This is a genomic window from Neptunomonas sp., assembly GCF_041601355.1.
Taxonomy (GTDB): domain Bacteria; phylum Pseudomonadota; class Gammaproteobacteria; order Pseudomonadales; family Balneatricaceae; genus Neptunomonas.
Genome location: NZ_JBFIIH010000100.1, coordinates 1 through 16,249, shown reverse-complemented (window position 1 = coordinate 16,249; position 16,249 = coordinate 1). Strand labels below are relative to the sequence as shown.

Below are 16,249 nucleotides of genomic sequence, written 5' to 3'. Positions count from 1 at the left end.
GCCATTATTATGGGTACCACAGAAAACCTGGCTTATATGAGTGGTGCACTTAAGGACTTCTTTGACCGCTGTTATTACCCTTGTCTGGAAGCAAAGCAGGGATTGCCCTGTGCTTTATACGTACGTGCCGGTAATGATGGTACGGGGACGTGCCGGGCTGTTGAAACTATTTGTACTGGCTTACGCTGGAATTGGATTCAGCCGCCATTGGTGTGTCGGGGCGATTGGCAGCCTGAGTTTTTGCAGCAATGTGAAGAACTGGGAATGACCATGGCTGCCGGCCTTGATGTCGGAATCTACTAACGTATTAACGGCGTCGCCTATTATTCGAAGCCTTCCGTTGCCAGTAAGGTGCGACTCGGGCTTAACAGGTGTTCGTGGATGAGTGCCTTAGCCTGATCGGCATCATTATTTAGCAAGGCTTCTATCAGTTGGTCATGTTCTTTCTGATTAGCGTCAAAAATTTCAGTGTCCAACATGTTCTTTTTCAGCCAGAGGTTACGATAGCGTGAGGCTTTTTCATACAGTGAGCGGCGCACCTGTAATAGCGTCGGTGACTGGCAGCCCTCGGCGATGGCTGAATGAAACGCCTGATGACGGCGTTCCCACTCGTGTGGTTCCTTTTCGAGCTTATCGTTAAATTTTCGCATCTTATGGGCGGCGGCTAAAATCCCTGCTTCCCACTCATCATCGCCGCGTTGAATCGCAAGGCTTATACAGAGTGCTTCGATATAGGCGCGGGTTTCATAGATATCCAGCATCTCTGCTTTTGATATCGGATGTACCCGAAAACCGCGTTGATTTTCAACCACCACCAGTTGCTCGATCAGCAGTTGAGACAGGGCTTCCCGCAACGGACTAATGCCGACGTTATAACGTTCTTTTAAACGCGCCATCCGCAATTTTTCACCCGGCTTGAAAAAGCCAGTCAAAATATCCTGCTTCAATTGTCCCATTACTTGGGAAGCAAAATTATCTTTGTTGTCCGCTTTGCTGCTGGCTGCTTCTTGCATCGGTTGTGCGCCTTCTTAAGGAGTGACCCTGTCTTTCTCATTGTGAAGATAAATAACTAAATTTCCTAAGTGACTGTTTCACAAAGAGAGAGACATATTTTAAGTGAAGACTTATCAATAGTTAAGCAAGAAAAGATAATTAATTGTTGACGAAAGTGAATAATGTCGACATTATTGCTTTGCGTCGACGTTATGAGGTGGCGTAAAACAGTATCATTAAAAAATACATTCAGTTTTGGAGAGTAAGTAAATGACAGCTCTATTGCGTGCGGTTGAATCCTCGTTGGTGCCCGTAGGTTTTAACGTTAAACCACATACAGCCAGCGAACGTTTGCAAGTTGTTACGTTAAGCAGTGATGTTATTCATGGATTTGCCGATGCAATGTCTGAGTGGCCGGTGCAGGCTTTGGAATATAAACCTTTCCTGCGATTTGCTGCTGCCGATAAGCTGAATGCCCTGACTGAAATGACGCTGGGTCGATGCCTCAACGATATTATGCAGAATCGCGATAGTGCCGCTTTTTTATTGCAGTATGAGGGAGAACCGGATATCGAGTCCGGGGAGCTGCGAACCGAGTTTGATATTAAGTTATCAACAGCCATTTCTCATCTGGTTGGTCTGCCCAATCATGACTCAATGTATGGTAAGTACTACGCGCGATTTACCGTACTGAATGAAGATAATTCAGATAGCTACTTACGTCAGGCGCATCGTCGTATGGAGCTACACACGGATGGTACTTATGTAAACGAGCGCACTGATTTTGTCATTATGCAGAAATTGGCTGAAGCGAATATGCAAGGGGGCGAGTCCTTGTTGCTGCATATTGACGACTGGGCCGATCTGGATAAATTTTATAACCACCCTCTGGCAAAGAAAGATATGGTGTGGGGTGCTCCTAAGTCTAAAAATGTTGATTCAAAAATTACTCACCCTGTTTTCTTTGAAGAAGATAAAAACGGTAAACCGAATATGTCATTTATCGACCAGTTTGTTGAACCGCAGAACATGGCAGAAGGTCGGTATCTTTATCAGATGGGTGAATCAATTGAAGCTGATCCTAACTATATTACTGTGCCCCTACCGGTGGGTTCTATGCTGGTTGTTCAGAATCTATGCTGGTTGCATGGCCGTGATAAGTTTGTAGCGCACCCACAATTGAGCCGTGAATTGTTGCGTCAGCGCGGACACTTTACTCGATAGTTTGTTACAGGTCGTTTTATAGCTGGTCTTACAGGTCGTGTTATAGATTGTTTCACCCGTTAAGTACTTACACTCTTTAGGTGCTTACATCCCTACCTGCTTACACTAGAGGTACAGTGCGACATAGGCACTGGTATACTTTGGCGGGCTAACGCAAGTTAGCCCGTCTTTTTTAATAAATAACGTAAATAACGTAAATAACGTAAATAACTTAAGTAGCAGCAGGAAAAGTGTGATGACATACGATTATATTATTATCGGTGGTGGCATTGTCGGTATGTCTACCGCATGGCAACTACAGCAACGTTTTCCGGAAAAGAAAGTGCTGTTGCTTGAAAAAGAATCTGTCTATTCAAAACACCAAACAGGTCATAACAGCGGTGTTATTCATGCGGGTGTGTATTACGCACCGGGCAGCCTTAAAGCAAAATTTTGTAAGGCGGGCGTGGCCGCAACGATAGAATTCTGTCAGCAAAATGATGTGCCATATGATCAATGTGGTAAGCTGCTGGTCGCTACCAATGCGCTGGAGTTGGAGCGTATGCATGCGTTGTTTGAGCGCTGCCAGCAGAATGATATCAATGTTGAATTACTCGACGGCGAACAACTGAAAGTCCGTGAGCCCAATATTGTTGGTGTCGGTGGACTGTTGGTCAAAGACACGGCGATTGTAAATTATCAGCAAGTGACGACTAAAATGGCCGAGCGCTTTATCGACATGGGCGGTGATGCTCGTTTGAATCACAAGGTCGTCGGGCTGAACGAGACTAAAGATGAGATTACCGTTGACGCTATCCATAACGCTGAAAAGGTCACATTCAAAGCTAAGTTCCTGATCACTTGCTCCGGCTTGATGGCGGATCGCACCACTAAGATGCTGGGTATCCCCACTGATTTTCAGATTATTCCTTTTCGGGGTGAGTATTATCAGTTGCCTGCTAAGTACAATCAGATCGTCAATCATTTGATCTACCCGATTCCTGATCCTGAACTGCCGTTTCTCGGTGTTCATTTAACCCGAATGATCGATGGAACTGTTACCGTTGGGCCTAATGCCGTACAGGGCTGGAAGCGCGAAGGTTACGGGCGCATCAATATCAGTCTGCGTGATATCTGGGATATGGTGACCTTTGTGGGTTTCTGGCGTGTCCTCAGGAGTCATATAAAGACCGGTATTGTCGAGACTAAAAACTCACTGTGGAAACCGGGTTATCTTAAATTGGTCCAGAAGTACTGCCCACAGTTGAAAGTGGAAGACCTTCTACCTTATCCTGCCGGTATTCGTGCTCAGGCAGTGATGAAAGATGGCTCGCTGGTTCACGACTTTTTGTTTGCCGAAAGCCCACGCAGTCTGCATGTCTGCAATGCGCCATCACCCGCGGCGACATCGGCGATCCCTATCGGTGCTTATATTTGTGACAAGATACTTGAGCGCACTGCCTAGACCACTCTGTGTAAATCACTCTGGGCAGATGACTTTACAAACAAGGCGAAGATTTTGTTCTGCTGATTCATGTCGGCAGAACTTCTATCTCACGCTGTTGTTGCTGCACTTGCCATAACTGGGCGTAACGCCCGTTATCGGCCAGTAGTTGCTGGTGGCTGCCTTGCTCGACAATTTCCCCATGGTCCAGCACAACGATTTTATCCGCATCCACAATGGTCGATAGACGGTGGGCGATAACCAAGCTGGTGTGGTCGGTCGCTATCTCTCTGATGGCGGCCAGAATCGACTGTTCAGAGCGGCTATCCAGCGACGAAGTTGCTTCATCAAATACCATAATCGGCGGTCGTTTCAGAATCGCACGTGCAATGGCTACCCGTTGCTTTTCACCTCCTGAAAGTTTTAAGCCTCTTTCGCCCACAATGGTGTCAGCTCCCTGAGGGAGTTCGTTAATAAAGTTTTCCAGATAGGCCATTCTGATCGCTTCGCTTACCTCGGCATCGCTGGCTTCGGGGCGACCATAGCGTACATTTTCAAAGATAGAATCATTGAACAATACTGTGTCTTGCGGAACGATACCGATAGCTTTGCGCAGCGAGAGTTGGCTGACGCTATGGATATCCTGACCATCAATACTAATGCTGCCGGTGCTGGGGTCGTAAAAACGAAAGAGTAATTTAACCAGTGTTGATTTGCCTGCACCACTGGCACCCACGACTGCCACTTTTTGCCCGGGTTCAATGCTGAAACTGATATTTTTAAGAATAGGGCGCTCTTTCGCATAATAAAAAGAAACGTCGTTGAAGCTGATTCTGCCTTTGCTTAAGACCAGTTCAGTTGCATTCTCGACATCACTAACTTTAGGTGTGACGGCTAACAGCTCAAACATTTTTTCAATACTGGCCATGGACCCTTTAATTTCGCGATAGACAAATCCGAGAAAATTAAGCGGCATAAACAGCTGGATCATAAAGGCGTTGACCAGCACAAAATCGCCCAGCGTCATCGCTCCCGCACTAACCCGGACCGCCGCCAGCCACATCATGCTGGTAGTGGCCGTTGCAATGATAAGGGCTTGTCCGGCGTTGAGTGTAAACAGCGACAGCCTATTTTTGCGACGAGCCAGCTCCCATTTTCTCAATTCGCTGTCGTAACGGTTGGCCTCGAATGCTTCGTTGGTAAAGTATTTGACTGTTTCGTAGTTGAGCAAGCTGTCAATGGCGCGTGTATTGGAGGCGGAGTCAGCCATGTTGGCTTCGCGTACAAACTTAGTACGCCACTCTGTAGTAACAATCGAGAACACGATGTAGACAATGATAGATACCAGAGTGATCAGGGCGAAGCTGATACCATAATTATAAAAAAGTATGCCGATCACCATGATAATTTCGAGCAGTGTCGGCCCAATATTGAAGATGAAAAAGCGCATCAAAAAGCTGATGCCATTAGTTCCCCTGTCAATATCCCGTGAAATCCCGCCGGTTTGGCGATTCAGGTGAAAATCCAGATCCAATGCATGCATATGCTGAAAAACCTGCAAGCCGAGACGCCGCATCGCTCTTTCGGTTACGCGCCCAAAAACGGTGTCCCGTATTTCGCCTAGCAAAACATTTAACAAACGCGCCAGACCATAAGCGAGCAGCAAACCAACAGGAACAAGCACCAGCCGGGTGTCTGGCAACGTGGAGGCTTCGAGCGTATCAACAATATGCTTGAGTATGAATGGCCCGGTGACACTGGCAACTTTTGCCAGAATCAGGCATCCCAGTGCGATGAAGATACGTTGCTTGTATTCGAGCAGGTAGGGCCAGATGATTTTCAGCACATGCCAGTTCAGAGAAGTGTCGGGTTGGTCAGAAAATCTGCCGTGTCGCATAGAAAGTCTCGTCGGGTCGGTTAATAAGTAGGCACTTAAATCGCTGTATTAGTAGGCTTATCCATAGGCACGAAAGTTGCTGTTTCAGCAGGAACATCAGATATGAATCAGGCGCTGTTATTCGTCCATTACAGCATGCATTCAGCTTATCTGAAACAAGAAGTCTTACTTCCTGGGTTCACGCGCCATGGTGTAGAACTCTGTATTTGCCTGCATATTGGTCACGATCGCCATTCTGTTTGATAAGCCGAAAAGCGCGGTGATGCCGGTGATATCCAAAATATCCTCATCATCATATCCGTGTTCTTTCAGTGCAGCATAATCTGCATCCTGAATAAGCTCTGGCGTTCGGGAGAGCTTCAGAGAAAATGACAGCATGGCTTTCTGACGAGGGCTGATAGGCGCATGCAGGTAATTGACCGCTATCTGATCTGCCAATAAGGGTTCTTTAGCGAAGACGCGCAGCAGGGCGCCGTGGGCGACTACACAATACTGGCATCCATTGGCTGCGCTGGTGGCAACAATAATCATCTCCTTTTCTGCTGGGGTTAATGTACTTTCCTCTCTTTCCATGATGGCATCGTGATAGGCAAAAAAAGCTCTGAACTCTGCCGGGCGGTGTGCCAGGGTTAAAAATACATTGGGGATGAATTTAGCTTTTTCCTGAACCGCCAGAATGCGTTGACGAATGTCATCAGGAAGGCTGTCTAAGCTTGGTACAGGGTATCGGCTGATGGCTGGGTAGCTCATGTTTAGTCTCCACTGACTTTATTCTGTTGTATTATTTGATTAGTCTAACTTGATAGATCAATAATAATTTGTCAAAAAAGGGCCATTAATCATGCAGGATGGGCCAATATGTACAAAATACCCGGCTTAGCCTGTGATGAATGCCGTTTAGTCTCTCGCCTGAGAGTGTCGGTTACCTGTTCTAATGGCTTGCATTTGCAGCCAAGCCATAGATTGGATGATCCGGTTGATGCCGATCTGTTCATTGTGCAGGGTATTTCACCGGGCAAATACGAAAAAGCCTACCAGCAGCGGGTGGTAAACTGATGTCGTCTTACCAGGCAGATGCCGCCAATATCCTATTTGATAAAAGCACTGATGGAAGCATTACACTCATCAGCCGTGGTAGCTGGACAGTTAATGCGCTGGATAATGTGGCTATTGTGCTTGAGCAGGCCTTTAACAAATACAGTCATCAAACTGTCCGCTGGGAGTTGTCAGCGGTTGAGCGCTATGACTCGGCTGGCATGGCACTTTTTATTCATTATTATGACCAGTTAATAACACAGCAGTGCGACGTAGAGCTGATAGGTGCAACTCAGCAACACCAGGACATGTACCGTTTATTGCGTCGTTATAGACAGGAAGATCAAACACCTGCGCCCGCCTTGTCTCTACGGCTATTACAGCCCTTATATAATATTGGTAAAGCCAGCGTCGCTTTTGTACAGGATATGATGGCTTTTCTGGCATTTGTGGGTGAAAGCTTTATCAGTTTTTTGTATGCGGTCAGGCATCCGGGTTCCATTCGGGGTGGTGCCATTGTTAAGCATATCGAAGAGGCGGGTGTCCGAGCCTTGCCCATTGTAGCGCTCACCAGCTTTTTAATTGGGGTGGTGATCGCTTATCAGGGAGCCGTTCAGTTAGAAAAATTTGGCGCCAACATTTTTATTGTCGATATGATTGGTTTATCCATTACGCGTGAATTAGCGCCGTTGATTACGGCGATTGTCGTTGCGGGCCGAACCGGATCCTCCTATACCGCCCAACTTGGCGTGATGAAGATAACCGAAGAGATTGATGCGATGCGTACGATGGGGTTTGAGCCGCATCGCTTTCTGGTACTTCCGCGCATTTTTGCGTTAATGATCACCTTGCCGTTGCTGATATTCTTTGCCGATCTTATCGGTATTCTTGCCGGGATGTTTATCTCCCATCTGCACCTCAATCTTTCCTATACTGAGTTCTTGAACCGTTTACAAACGGTGCTGGAAGTAAAACATGTGTGGATTGGGATTTTGAAAGGGCCTTTTTTTGCGTGGTTGATTGCTGCCGTGGGGTGTTTTCGAGGCTTCCAGGTTTCTAAAAATACGGACAGTATTGGTCGCTATACGACAATGAGTGTGGTGAATGCTATTTTTCTTGTGATCGCCTGTGATGCGCTTTTCTCAGTCATTTTTACGGAGTTAGGCATTTGAATAGCACTGTTATCTGCGTATCCGAACTGGTCACCATGTTTGGCCAAAGCGTAATTCATGACGGTGTAAATCTCAGTGTGCAGCGGGGAGAGATCTATGGGCTGCTCGGCGGTAGTGGATCGGGGAAGTCGACGTTGCTCAAAGAGATGATCATGTTGCTGAGGCCTGCTTCCGGTGAAATCAGGGTATTAGATAACGATTTGTCGACGCTTAGTGTCGATGAAGTGGCTCAATTGAGGCGTAGGTGGGGTGTTTTGTTTCAGGGCGGTGCCCTTTATTCATCGTTAACCGTAGAAGAAAATATTGGCATCGGATTAAAAGAATACACTGATCTTCCTGTGACATTGATTCGGGAAATTGTGCGCATCAAAATTGAAATGGTGGGCTTGCCTGCGACAGCCGCATGTCTGTATCCCGCCGAGCTGAGTGGCGGTATGATTAAACGAGCCGCGTTAGCGCGGGCGCTTTCGATGGATCCTGAGTTGTTATTTTTGGATGAGCCAACATCAGGGCTCGATCCCGTTGGCGCAGAAGCGTTTGATAAATTGATTCTTGAGTTACGGGATATTTTGGGTCTGACTATTGTGATGGTAACGCATGACCTTGATTCCATTTGGACAGTGGTAGATCGTTTAGCAGTGTTGGGTGAAAAGAAAGTGGTGGCCGAAGGCTCACTGACGGATGTACTGGCTAATCAACATCCGATTGTTGGGCAGTTTTTCAAAGGTGCTCGTGGCCGGATACGGAGTCAACATGGAAAGTAGGATCAATTACACACTGGTGGGGTTGTTTGTTGTACTTTTGGCCAGCGGATTAATCATATTTGCTTTTTGGCTAGGTAAATATGGCGGTCAGCAGCAAGCGGATTACTATCATGTTTATATGAAAGAATCAGTGGCCGGTTTAAGTACTGATTCATCGGTTAAATACCGGGGTGTTGATGTGGGTGTGGTTGAGACAATAGGGCTGAACCGAGACAATTCAGAACAGGTCTTTTTGTTGCTAAGAGTTGAACCGAATACGCCGGTGAAGGTTGATACTGTCGCTACCCTTAAGTCATTCGGGTTAACGGGGTTAGTCTATGTGGAGCTGGAGGGTGGCAGTAGGAGTGCGCCATTGCTGACAACTACAGATGGCAGTATTGCAGAAATACCGGCACGTATTTCCACATTTGAGCGCTTTTCAGAGTCGGTAACGCAGTTAACTGATAAAACCCTTGTGGCTTTAGATAAGTTTGATCGCTTGTTAAGTGATGAAAATATTAATCATGTCAACAGTATCCTGATTGAAACGAAGGCGCTGACTGAAGGATTTAATGCGCAGTTGAGCGGCCTTACGGGGCTGATTGATGGCGGAAAGCGCATGGGGCAAAGTGCTTCTCAGGCATTTGATCAGATCAGGGTAGTCTCAGCACGCGTTCAAAAAATGGCCGAAGGGGTAGAGAAAAGTTCTGCCCAGTTAAGTTCTAGTATTCGCGTGGATGTGCATAAGAGCTTAGCGTCTTTCAATCAGGTGTTATACGAATTGAACATCCTTGCGGGTGACTTACAAAGAGCAACGCAGGAGATCGAAGCGAACCCTGCTGATCTTTTATTCAAACGCTCGGCCCCAAAACCAGGGCCCGGAGAGCCTGGCTATCATGAAAAATAGTCGCATTTTGATCTATCTGTCGTTGGTGTTTCTGTTGTCGGGGTGTGCTCTCACGCCTCTTCCTGCAGTCGATATCTATACGCTCGCGCCAAAAACACCTGATCAAATAGATAACGAAACTCAAACAGCAAAGCAGCCACCACGAACTATTACTCTCAAACTTGCCCCGATGCAGGGCGTAAGGTCTTTTAGTGCAACTGATATTACTTATAGTGACGGGCGACATGGTCGAAATAAGTATGCTTATAGTCGCTGGAGTGATGCGCCGCTCAGATTAATGCAAACTTATATTCAGGTTGTTTTGCAACAAAGTAAGCAGTTCCTGGCGGTTGTGCCATCTACATCAGTTTCGGACAGTGATTATTTACTGGAAAGCGTGATGTTAGATTTCAGTCATCACTTTAAAGCAGCCAATAGCTGGCAAAAGGCTGCACAGCCAGGTCATTTACAAGAGGTTGGTTCACAAGAAAGTAATTCACAACAGAAAGTCTCAGAAGGCGTGATAAGAATGCATTTTTATCTGATCAACTCCCGCACTAAAAAAATGATTGCAGGAAAAGAGTTTATAACGGTTGTGCCGGCATTGAGTAATGACGCGGCCGGTGCGGCGATAGCGCTTAATGAAGGGGCGAGTAACATTGTCCGTGATCTTGCTTTATGGGTAGCTGAGCAGCGCCTGCAGTAACAGGAAAAGGTAAAAAATACTTCAGGTGTCGTTATTTAGTAACATAAATGTATTTTTTGATTTTTATCGACTAGAGTTAGGGGAATATTATAAATAAAACAGATGTATAGTGCGTGTGAGAGAAAAATGGAACTTTGCGCTTCAGAGAAAAATCAGGGGTGGTTATGCTAAACGCGAGTCGTTTTTCAATATTACTGATGACAGATGCTGTTGAGGATCTCAGGTCATTATCTAATCTGATTAAACGTCATTTTGCGCGGTTCTATATTGCAAAAAATGAAGAGGAAGCGCTGTCCATTATCCTTGATAAAAAAATCGATGTTCTCCTGATGGGCCTGAAAAATTTGCGTGAAAATGAAGCATGTTTTCTGCACTTACTCAGTTCAAACAAAAATGTTGATAAAATCCTCTCTCGACGGATTTTGCTTTGCAGTCGCGAGGAGCTGAAAGACGCTTTTTCAATCTGCAACAAGGATGTGTTTGATGATTATTTTATTGTCCGCCCCTTATACGATCCTTATCATATTTTACTGCGTTTACGATTTCTGCGTCGTGTAAAAAACAACCGTGATTCAAGAGATATGAATGCCGTCAATTTAGATGATCTTTGTAGCTATTTTGATCAGGTGATGAATTCTCAGGATGTGCTTGATGAAGTCAATCAGGATAGTTATGAAAAGCTATTAACGATTGTTTCATTTTCTATGGAGAAAATGAAACAGAATATCCTCAAAAACAGCACCCTGCCCAAAGAACAGCAGAAGCAGATCAGTTCTATCATTGACCATCATGCAGAAAGTGAACTCATCAAAGAGGTGAGCGCGCATCAGAAAAGCACGCAGCAGCAGCTTCATGCCGCAGTAAAAGATGTTACTGATATTGCTCAATTGAAAAAAGACAGGTTGGAGCATCCTAAAGCAGATGCATTTCCCGATAGTAATATTTTGCTGATCGAAAACGATGCATTAATGCGTGACAATATTAAGGAGAACCTTGAATCTGCAGGTTATAGTGCTCAGGTTTCGGGCGGTGCTACCCATGCCATTCAGTTAATGCGCACCTGGAAGCCGGACATTGTTATGATCGATGTAAAATTACCGGATATGAGCCCGCTTTATGTGATTAATACAATAAAAAATGACTCGGGAATGCGTCATACACGGATTTTGCTGCTGGCAACCGAGGGTGATAAAGAAAACACGCAGGAAGCAATGAAGTTAGGTGTACATGGAGTACTGCGTAAGCCTGTTGATCGGGATATGCTGATTTATAAAATTAATTATAATCTTAACCTGCTGAAGGCCTCAGGTTAGTATTGTCAAAGACGGATTCGTTAATGCTTGTTTGCTTTTAGGATTAAGATTGCTTGCGTCTTTGGTTCCCCTTCTGTTTTTATCTATTTCTAAGATTGAATACCCATCGTGGTAATGGTAAATCTGTATCTATCTAATGAATATGCCAAATTAAGGGAAGGTTTGAGAATGCGTGATTTACAGAAATTCTATATTGATGGCCAATGGGTGGATCCTAAGGGGCATGAGTCGTTAGCGGTTATTAATCCTGCAACGGAAGCCGCTATTGCAACTATCAGGCTGGGTGATAACAATGATGTTGAGTTAGCAGTGGCGGCTGCCTGTAAAGCATTTCCTGATTTTAGCCAAACCAGTCGTGATGATCGTATCGCCCTGCTGGAAAAAATTATTAGCGCCTATAAAAAGCATAGTGATGCACTCGCTGACGCCATTACCAATGAGATGGGCGCGCCTGAGATGTTAGCAAAAAACGCCCAGGTGGCAGCTGGTTTGGGCCACTTCTATGTGGCTTTGAAATTATTGAAAGATTATTCTTTTGAAGAGGTCATGGGTACCACAAAGGTAGTTAAAGAGCCGATAGGTGTCTGTGCCTTGATTACGCCCTGGAATTGGCCGCTTAATCAGATCGCCTGTAAAGTCGCGCCGGCCATTGCTGCAGGCTGCACTATGGTATTGAAACCGAGTGAGATCGCTCCGCTTTCTGCACATATTTTTGCGGATATCATGCACGAAGCGGGAGTACCTGCGGGCGTATTCAACCTGATAGACGGTGATGGCGTGGGTGTGGGATCGGCGTTGACACACCATGAAGATGTGGACATGGTTTCATTCACAGGCTCAACACGCGCAGGCACCTTAGTATCGCAAGCGGCAGCCTTAACCGTAAAGCGCGTGGCACTGGAGTTGGGTGGGAAATCAGCAAATATTATTCTTGATGATGCCGATTTTGAAAAAGCGGTCAGTCGTGGTGTTAAAGGCGTGATGAATAACAGTGGTCAGTCGTGTAACGCCCTGACGCGCATGCTGGTTCCCGCTAACAAGTCAGAGGAAGTGATTGAGATTGCGCGCCGCACAGCTGCCTCCGTTATTGCTGGTGACCCGATGGACACGACGACGGTAATCGGACCGGTGGTGAGTATGGCTCAGTGGAACAAAATTCAGGGCTTAATTGCTCAAGGGATCGATGAAGGGGCGGAGCTGGTGTGTGGCGGGCTCGGTAAACCGCCAGGGTTAGACAAAGGTTACTTTGTGAAACCGACTGTTTTCGCAGGTGTGACTAATGACATGACGATTGCCCGTGAAGAAGTTTTCGGTCCGGTGCTGAGTATTATCACTTATCAGAATGAAGATGAAGCGATCGCTATTGCCAATGATTCACCGTATGGGTTGTCGGGCGGTGTTTGGTCTGCTGATCTTGATCGTGCCCGCGCTGTCGCCGCGCGTTTGCGTACGGGCATGGTGCATCTGAACGGGGCTGTACTCGATGCGAACGCGCCTTTTGGGGGGTATAAACAGTCTGGTATTGGCCGGGAGTGGGGCGTTTATGGACTGGAGGAGTTTCTCGAAACGAAAGCCTTATTTGGTTATGATGAGGCCTGAAAAATAACCGGATCACACGATGTCGTCACCTCTGAAGCGCTACCAGCATAAACTTGAGCAACGCGGCTTCGTGTCTGATGCAAAACAACGTGAGGCGATTGAGCAACTGGAGCAGCTGTATTGGCAGCTACAACAACCCCGGTCCTTTTTAGCGCGCAAAAAAGCGCCCGTCAGAGGACTTTATCTATGGGGTGATGTAGGGCGGGGTAAGACTTTTCTGATGGATCTGTTTTACGAAAGCTTACCGGATGAGCGTAAACTTCGTTTGCACTTTCATCGATTTATGGCGCGAATACATCGTGACCTGAACGCAGAATCCGGCCATGCTGATCCGTTACGGCGTATCGCAAAACAGTTAGCAAAAGAGTGTAAGGTGCTCTGTTTTGATGAGTTTTTTGTCTCTGATATCGGTGATGCAATGATATTGGGGCGCTTGTTTAAGGCACTGTTTGAGAACGGGCTGACGCTGGTGGCAACGTCAAATATCCCTATCCAACGCTTGTATCGGGATGGTTTGCAGCGGCAGCGGTTTGAACCGGCTATTCAATTGCTGTCGCAACACACCCAAGAGATTCATCTCAATGGCGAAGAGGATCACCGGCTTCGTCATTTGCAACACCAGCAAACCTGTTTCTTATCCTCTGAAACTCAATTTGAAACCTTGTTTCAACAGTTAGCCGGGCCGTCTTGCGATAATAAGTTTCGCTCAGAAAAGGCGCTGTTGGTATGCCAAAGGCCGATAAAGGTGATGGGATTAGGCGCGAGTGTAGTCTGGTTTAGTTTTGATGCCTTATGTATTGGCCCCCGGTCACAGTTAGATTACATTGAGTTAGCGAGTCGTTTTCGCTGCATTATGCTCAGCGATATTCCAATGCTGGGAGGCGAGTGTCGCGGCTGGATTAAAGCGCGCGGGACCGAAGATGGCAGTTTTGGGGTTACCGATACCGGCGAGCGAAAGCTCTCTTATGCTCGCCAGGATGACCCGGCAAGACGTTTTATCAGTTTAGTCGATGAGCTTTATGATCGGCGCGTAAGTTTGTATCTATCAGCCGATGTACCGCTGGAGTATCTGTATAGCGGTGGGTCACTTAGTTTTGAGTTCAAACGTACCTATAGTCGTTTGATTGAGATGCAATCTATCGAGTACCTCTCGAATTCAGCTCCTGATCCAGCCCCAAGTGCCGCTTCAGGTTCATCTATAAGCTCAGCTCCAGGTTCATCTGTAAGCTCATCTATAAGTTCGGCGCCAGGCCCAACACTCAGCTCAGGCCATCAAAAAGCCTGAATTGATAAATTTTATTGGCCGGCATACCTCTGTATTGGGCACCATGCCTCTGTTTTTTGCTTGATGACTATCAAGTACATCTCTCATTATCGTTGCTAGGCTAGCGTCTCTGAAATATCTTGGAGATGCTATCGTGGAGTTGGTTTGTCCTGCGGGAAGTTATCCTGCTTTAAAAGCGGCTGTTGATAATGGTGCCAGTGCTGTCTATTTCGGTTTTAAAGATGCCACCAATGCACGCCATTTTGCAGGCCTTAATTTTGACCGTCGCAAGGCAGAGAAGGGGATAGATTATGCCCGCCGCCATGCAGTCAAAGTGCTCTGTGCTGTGAATACCTATCCGCAGCCTTCTGGCTGGAAAGCGTGGCAGGCGGCAGTTGATATGGCTGCTGATATGGGTGTCGATGCTCTGATTGCTGCCGATATGGGGGTATTAGGCTACGCTTCCGATACGCATTCTGATCTTAATCTGCACCTCTCAGTTCAAGGCTCAGCGACAAATTATGAAGCACTGGCATACTACCATCAGAAGTTTGGTATTAAGCGTGCTGTCTTGCCGCGTGTGTTGTCATTGGCACAAGTTGAGCACTTAGCACAGCACAGTCCGGTTGAGCTGGAAGTCTTTGCCTTTGGAAGTCTTTGCATCATGGTCGAAGGTCGTTGTTATCTTTCCTCATATATTACCGATGAATCGCCGAATACCTGTGGTGCGTGCTCACCGGCGAAAGCGGTTCGTTGGCAGGAGACGGCATCTGGTCTCGAGTCCCGCTTAAATGACGTGTTAATTGATCGCTACAAAGCAGATGAAAAAGCAGGTTATCCGACCTTGTGTAAGGGGCGCTTTGAGGTGGAAGGTGCGATTTATCACGCGATGGAAGAGCCTACCAGCCTGAACACCTTGAACTTAATTCCTGAGTTAAAGCGTATGGGTATTAAGGCGTTAAAAATTGAGGGACGACAGCGAAGCCCTGCTTATGTAGCCAGGGTGGTGCGCATCTGGCGGGAGGCACTTGATACGGCAGCACGTAATCCAGATCATTTTGTTATAAATCCAGAATGGAATAGCGGCCTGCTGGAACTCTCTGAAGGCTCAACAACCACTATTGGTGCTTACCACCGTAGTTGGCAGTAACAAGGGATGGCATGATGAATCAGGTAGATAAGACAATGAAGCTGTCATTGGGACCCATTTTATACTTCTGGCCGAAACAGGATGTTTATAATTTTTATGCTGAAGTAGCAGAGCTACCGTTGGATACTATTTATCTGGGTGAAACAGTATGTTCTAAACGACGTGAGTTAAAGCTATCCGATTGGCTGGGGTTGGCGCAGGAGTTATCTCAGTGCGGTAAAAAAGTAGTGCTTTCTACGTTGGCGTTGCTTGAGGCGGAATCTGAACTGAAAATGCTACGACGCATCTGCCATAATGGTGATCTGATGGTCGAGGCTAATGATATCGCCGCGGTACAATTGTTAAGCCAGCAGGGTATTCCTTTTGTTACAGGCCCTTCGGTTAACGTTTATAACCTGGCTGTGCTGAAACAGCTGTATCGCAGTGGAATGCGCCGTTGGGTGATGCCGGTGGAGTTAGGGGCGCAGACCCTTGACGATCTGCTACAGCAAGCGGCCGCTGATGGTGGTTTGCCCGAGCTTGAGACAGAGGTGTTTGCATACGGCTGCTTGCCGCTGGCTTATGCTGCTCGCTGTTTTACCGCACGATTTAAGAATCTACCCAAAGACAACTGCAATTTTTGTTGTATAGAATATCCTGATGGCATTGCGATGAAATCACAGGAAGAGGATAGCCTGTTTATCATCAATGGTATTCAGACATTATCGGGCGAGCACTATAATCTCGAAAATGAGCTACAACGGATGCGTCAAATAGGTGTTAATCTGGTACGCCTGAGTCCGCAGCGAGAAAGAATGGCGGAAGTGATACAGCGTTTTACTGATCGCTTAGATGAGTCTTCATC

At 46.5% G+C, this 16,249-nt stretch carries 16 protein-coding genes; 13 read left to right on the top strand and 3 right to left on the bottom strand.

The features are described from left to right. The coding region (locus ABY436_RS14720; protein WP_372739708.1) for a flavodoxin family protein at window positions 1–303 on the top strand (303 nt) is incomplete at its 5' end. Between the two features lie 20 nt (window positions 304–323). On the opposite strand, the gene csiR is transcribed toward ABY436_RS14720, so the two are convergent. Beyond that, entirely contained in the window at window positions 324–1,013 is a 690-nt protein-coding gene (gene csiR, locus ABY436_RS14715; RefSeq protein WP_372739707.1) for a DNA-binding transcriptional regulator CsiR, read from the bottom strand. A gap of 250 nt (window positions 1,014–1,263) precedes the next feature. Here csiR and glaH point away from each other — a divergent pair, with 250 nt between their 5' ends. After that, window positions 1,264–2,217, top strand: coding sequence for a glutarate dioxygenase GlaH (glaH, locus tag ABY436_RS14710; RefSeq protein WP_372739706.1), 954 nt, complete (start codon window positions 1,264–1,266; stop codon window positions 2,215–2,217). Window positions 2,218–2,452: 235 nt separating this feature from the next. After that, window positions 2,453–3,661, top strand: coding sequence for an L-2-hydroxyglutarate oxidase (lhgO, locus tag ABY436_RS14705; RefSeq protein ID WP_372739705.1), 1,209 nt, complete (start codon window positions 2,453–2,455; stop codon window positions 3,659–3,661). Between the two features lie 67 nt (window positions 3,662–3,728). Here the strand turns inward: lhgO and ABY436_RS14700 are convergent, their stop codons facing one another. After that, window positions 3,729–5,537 (bottom strand): ABC transporter ATP-binding protein/permease, encoded by a 1,809-nt coding sequence (locus tag ABY436_RS14700; protein WP_372739704.1) that lies wholly within the window; start codon window positions 5,535–5,537, stop codon window positions 3,729–3,731. A 165-nt stretch (window positions 5,538–5,702) separates the two neighbouring features. Continuing rightward, window positions 5,703–6,287, bottom strand: coding sequence for a peroxidase-related enzyme (locus ABY436_RS14695; RefSeq protein ID WP_372739703.1), 585 nt, complete (start codon window positions 6,285–6,287; stop codon window positions 5,703–5,705). A gap of 108 nt (window positions 6,288–6,395) precedes the next feature. On the opposite strand from ABY436_RS14695, the gene ABY436_RS14690 reads away from it, so the two are divergent. From ABY436_RS14690 to ABY436_RS14645, 10 genes are all read left to right on the top strand, one after another. Next, entirely contained in the window at window positions 6,396–6,593 is a 198-nt protein-coding gene (locus ABY436_RS14690) for a hypothetical protein (protein WP_372739702.1), read from the top strand. Next, the gene (locus ABY436_RS14685) at window positions 6,593–7,744 is read left to right on the top strand and encodes an ABC transporter permease (RefSeq protein WP_372739701.1); all 1,152 of its coding nucleotides are present in this window, start codon (window positions 6,593–6,595) and stop codon (window positions 7,742–7,744) included. The genes ABY436_RS14690 and ABY436_RS14685 overlap by 1 nt, the downstream gene beginning before the upstream one ends. Continuing rightward, window positions 7,741–8,508, top strand: coding sequence for an ABC transporter ATP-binding protein (locus ABY436_RS14680; RefSeq protein ID WP_372739700.1), 768 nt, complete (start codon window positions 7,741–7,743; stop codon window positions 8,506–8,508). Before ABY436_RS14685 ends, ABY436_RS14680 begins: the two co-directional genes overlap by 4 nt. Then, complete coding sequence (locus tag ABY436_RS14675; RefSeq protein WP_372739699.1) at window positions 8,498–9,394, top strand: MlaD family protein; 897 nt, start codon at window positions 8,498–8,500, stop codon at window positions 9,392–9,394. Before ABY436_RS14680 ends, ABY436_RS14675 begins: the two co-directional genes overlap by 11 nt. Continuing rightward, the gene (locus ABY436_RS14670) at window positions 9,384–10,079 is read left to right on the top strand and encodes a hypothetical protein (protein ID WP_372739698.1); all 696 of its coding nucleotides are present in this window, start codon (window positions 9,384–9,386) and stop codon (window positions 10,077–10,079) included. Before ABY436_RS14675 ends, ABY436_RS14670 begins: the two co-directional genes overlap by 11 nt. Window positions 10,080–10,243: 164 nt before the next feature. Then, window positions 10,244–11,392 carry a response regulator gene (locus ABY436_RS14665; protein WP_372739697.1) on the top strand — a complete coding sequence of 383 codons (1,149 nt, stop codon included), beginning with the start codon at window positions 10,244–10,246 and terminating at the stop codon, window positions 11,390–11,392. A gap of 168 nt (window positions 11,393–11,560) precedes the next feature. After that, window positions 11,561–12,991, top strand: a complete 1,431-nt coding sequence (locus ABY436_RS14660) for an aldehyde dehydrogenase family protein (RefSeq protein WP_372739696.1) — start codon at window positions 11,561–11,563, stop codon at window positions 12,989–12,991. A 19-nt stretch (window positions 12,992–13,010) separates the two neighbouring features. Continuing rightward, entirely contained in the window at window positions 13,011–14,276 is a 1,266-nt protein-coding gene (gene zapE, locus ABY436_RS14655) for a cell division protein ZapE (protein WP_372739695.1), read from the top strand. 133 nt (window positions 14,277–14,409) lie between these two features. Beyond that, window positions 14,410–15,405, top strand: coding sequence for a peptidase U32 family protein (locus ABY436_RS14650; RefSeq protein WP_372739694.1), 996 nt, complete (start codon window positions 14,410–14,412; stop codon window positions 15,403–15,405). Window positions 15,406–15,416: 11 nt separating this feature from the next. Continuing rightward, window positions 15,417–16,249, top strand: an 833-nt coding sequence (locus ABY436_RS14645) for a U32 family peptidase (RefSeq protein WP_372739693.1), incomplete at its 3' end; no start/stop codon positions are given.

Excerpts from the sequence above, each read along its gene's own strand:
- ABY436_RS14670 (WP_372739698.1), top strand. The coding sequence starts at position 9,384 with ATGAAAAATAGTCGCATTTTGATCTATCTGTCGTTGGTGTTTCTGTTG.
- glaH (WP_372739706.1), top strand. The coding sequence starts at position 1,264 with ATGACAGCTCTATTGCGTGCGGTTGAATCCTCGTTGGTGCCCGTAGGT.
- csiR (WP_372739707.1), bottom strand. The coding sequence starts at position 1,013 with ATGCAAGAAGCAGCCAGCAGCAAAGCGGACAACAAAGATAATTTTGCT.
- ABY436_RS14675 (WP_372739699.1), top strand. The coding sequence starts at position 8,498 with ATGGAAAGTAGGATCAATTACACACTGGTGGGGTTGTTTGTTGTACTT.
- ABY436_RS14660 (WP_372739696.1), top strand. The coding sequence starts at position 11,561 with ATGCGTGATTTACAGAAATTCTATATTGATGGCCAATGGGTGGATCCT.
- ABY436_RS14690 (WP_372739702.1), top strand. The coding sequence starts at position 6,396 with ATGTACAAAATACCCGGCTTAGCCTGTGATGAATGCCGTTTAGTCTCT.
- zapE (WP_372739695.1), top strand. The coding sequence starts at position 13,011 with ATGTCGTCACCTCTGAAGCGCTACCAGCATAAACTTGAGCAACGCGGC.
- lhgO (WP_372739705.1), top strand. The coding sequence starts at position 2,453 with ATGACATACGATTATATTATTATCGGTGGTGGCATTGTCGGTATGTCT.
- ABY436_RS14665 (WP_372739697.1), top strand. The coding sequence starts at position 10,244 with ATGCTAAACGCGAGTCGTTTTTCAATATTACTGATGACAGATGCTGTT.
- ABY436_RS14685 (WP_372739701.1), top strand. The coding sequence starts at position 6,593 with ATGTCGTCTTACCAGGCAGATGCCGCCAATATCCTATTTGATAAAAGC.
- ABY436_RS14695 (WP_372739703.1), bottom strand. The coding sequence starts at position 6,287 with ATGAGCTACCCAGCCATCAGCCGATACCCTGTACCAAGCTTAGACAGC.
- ABY436_RS14700 (WP_372739704.1), bottom strand. The coding sequence starts at position 5,537 with ATGCGACACGGCAGATTTTCTGACCAACCCGACACTTCTCTGAACTGG.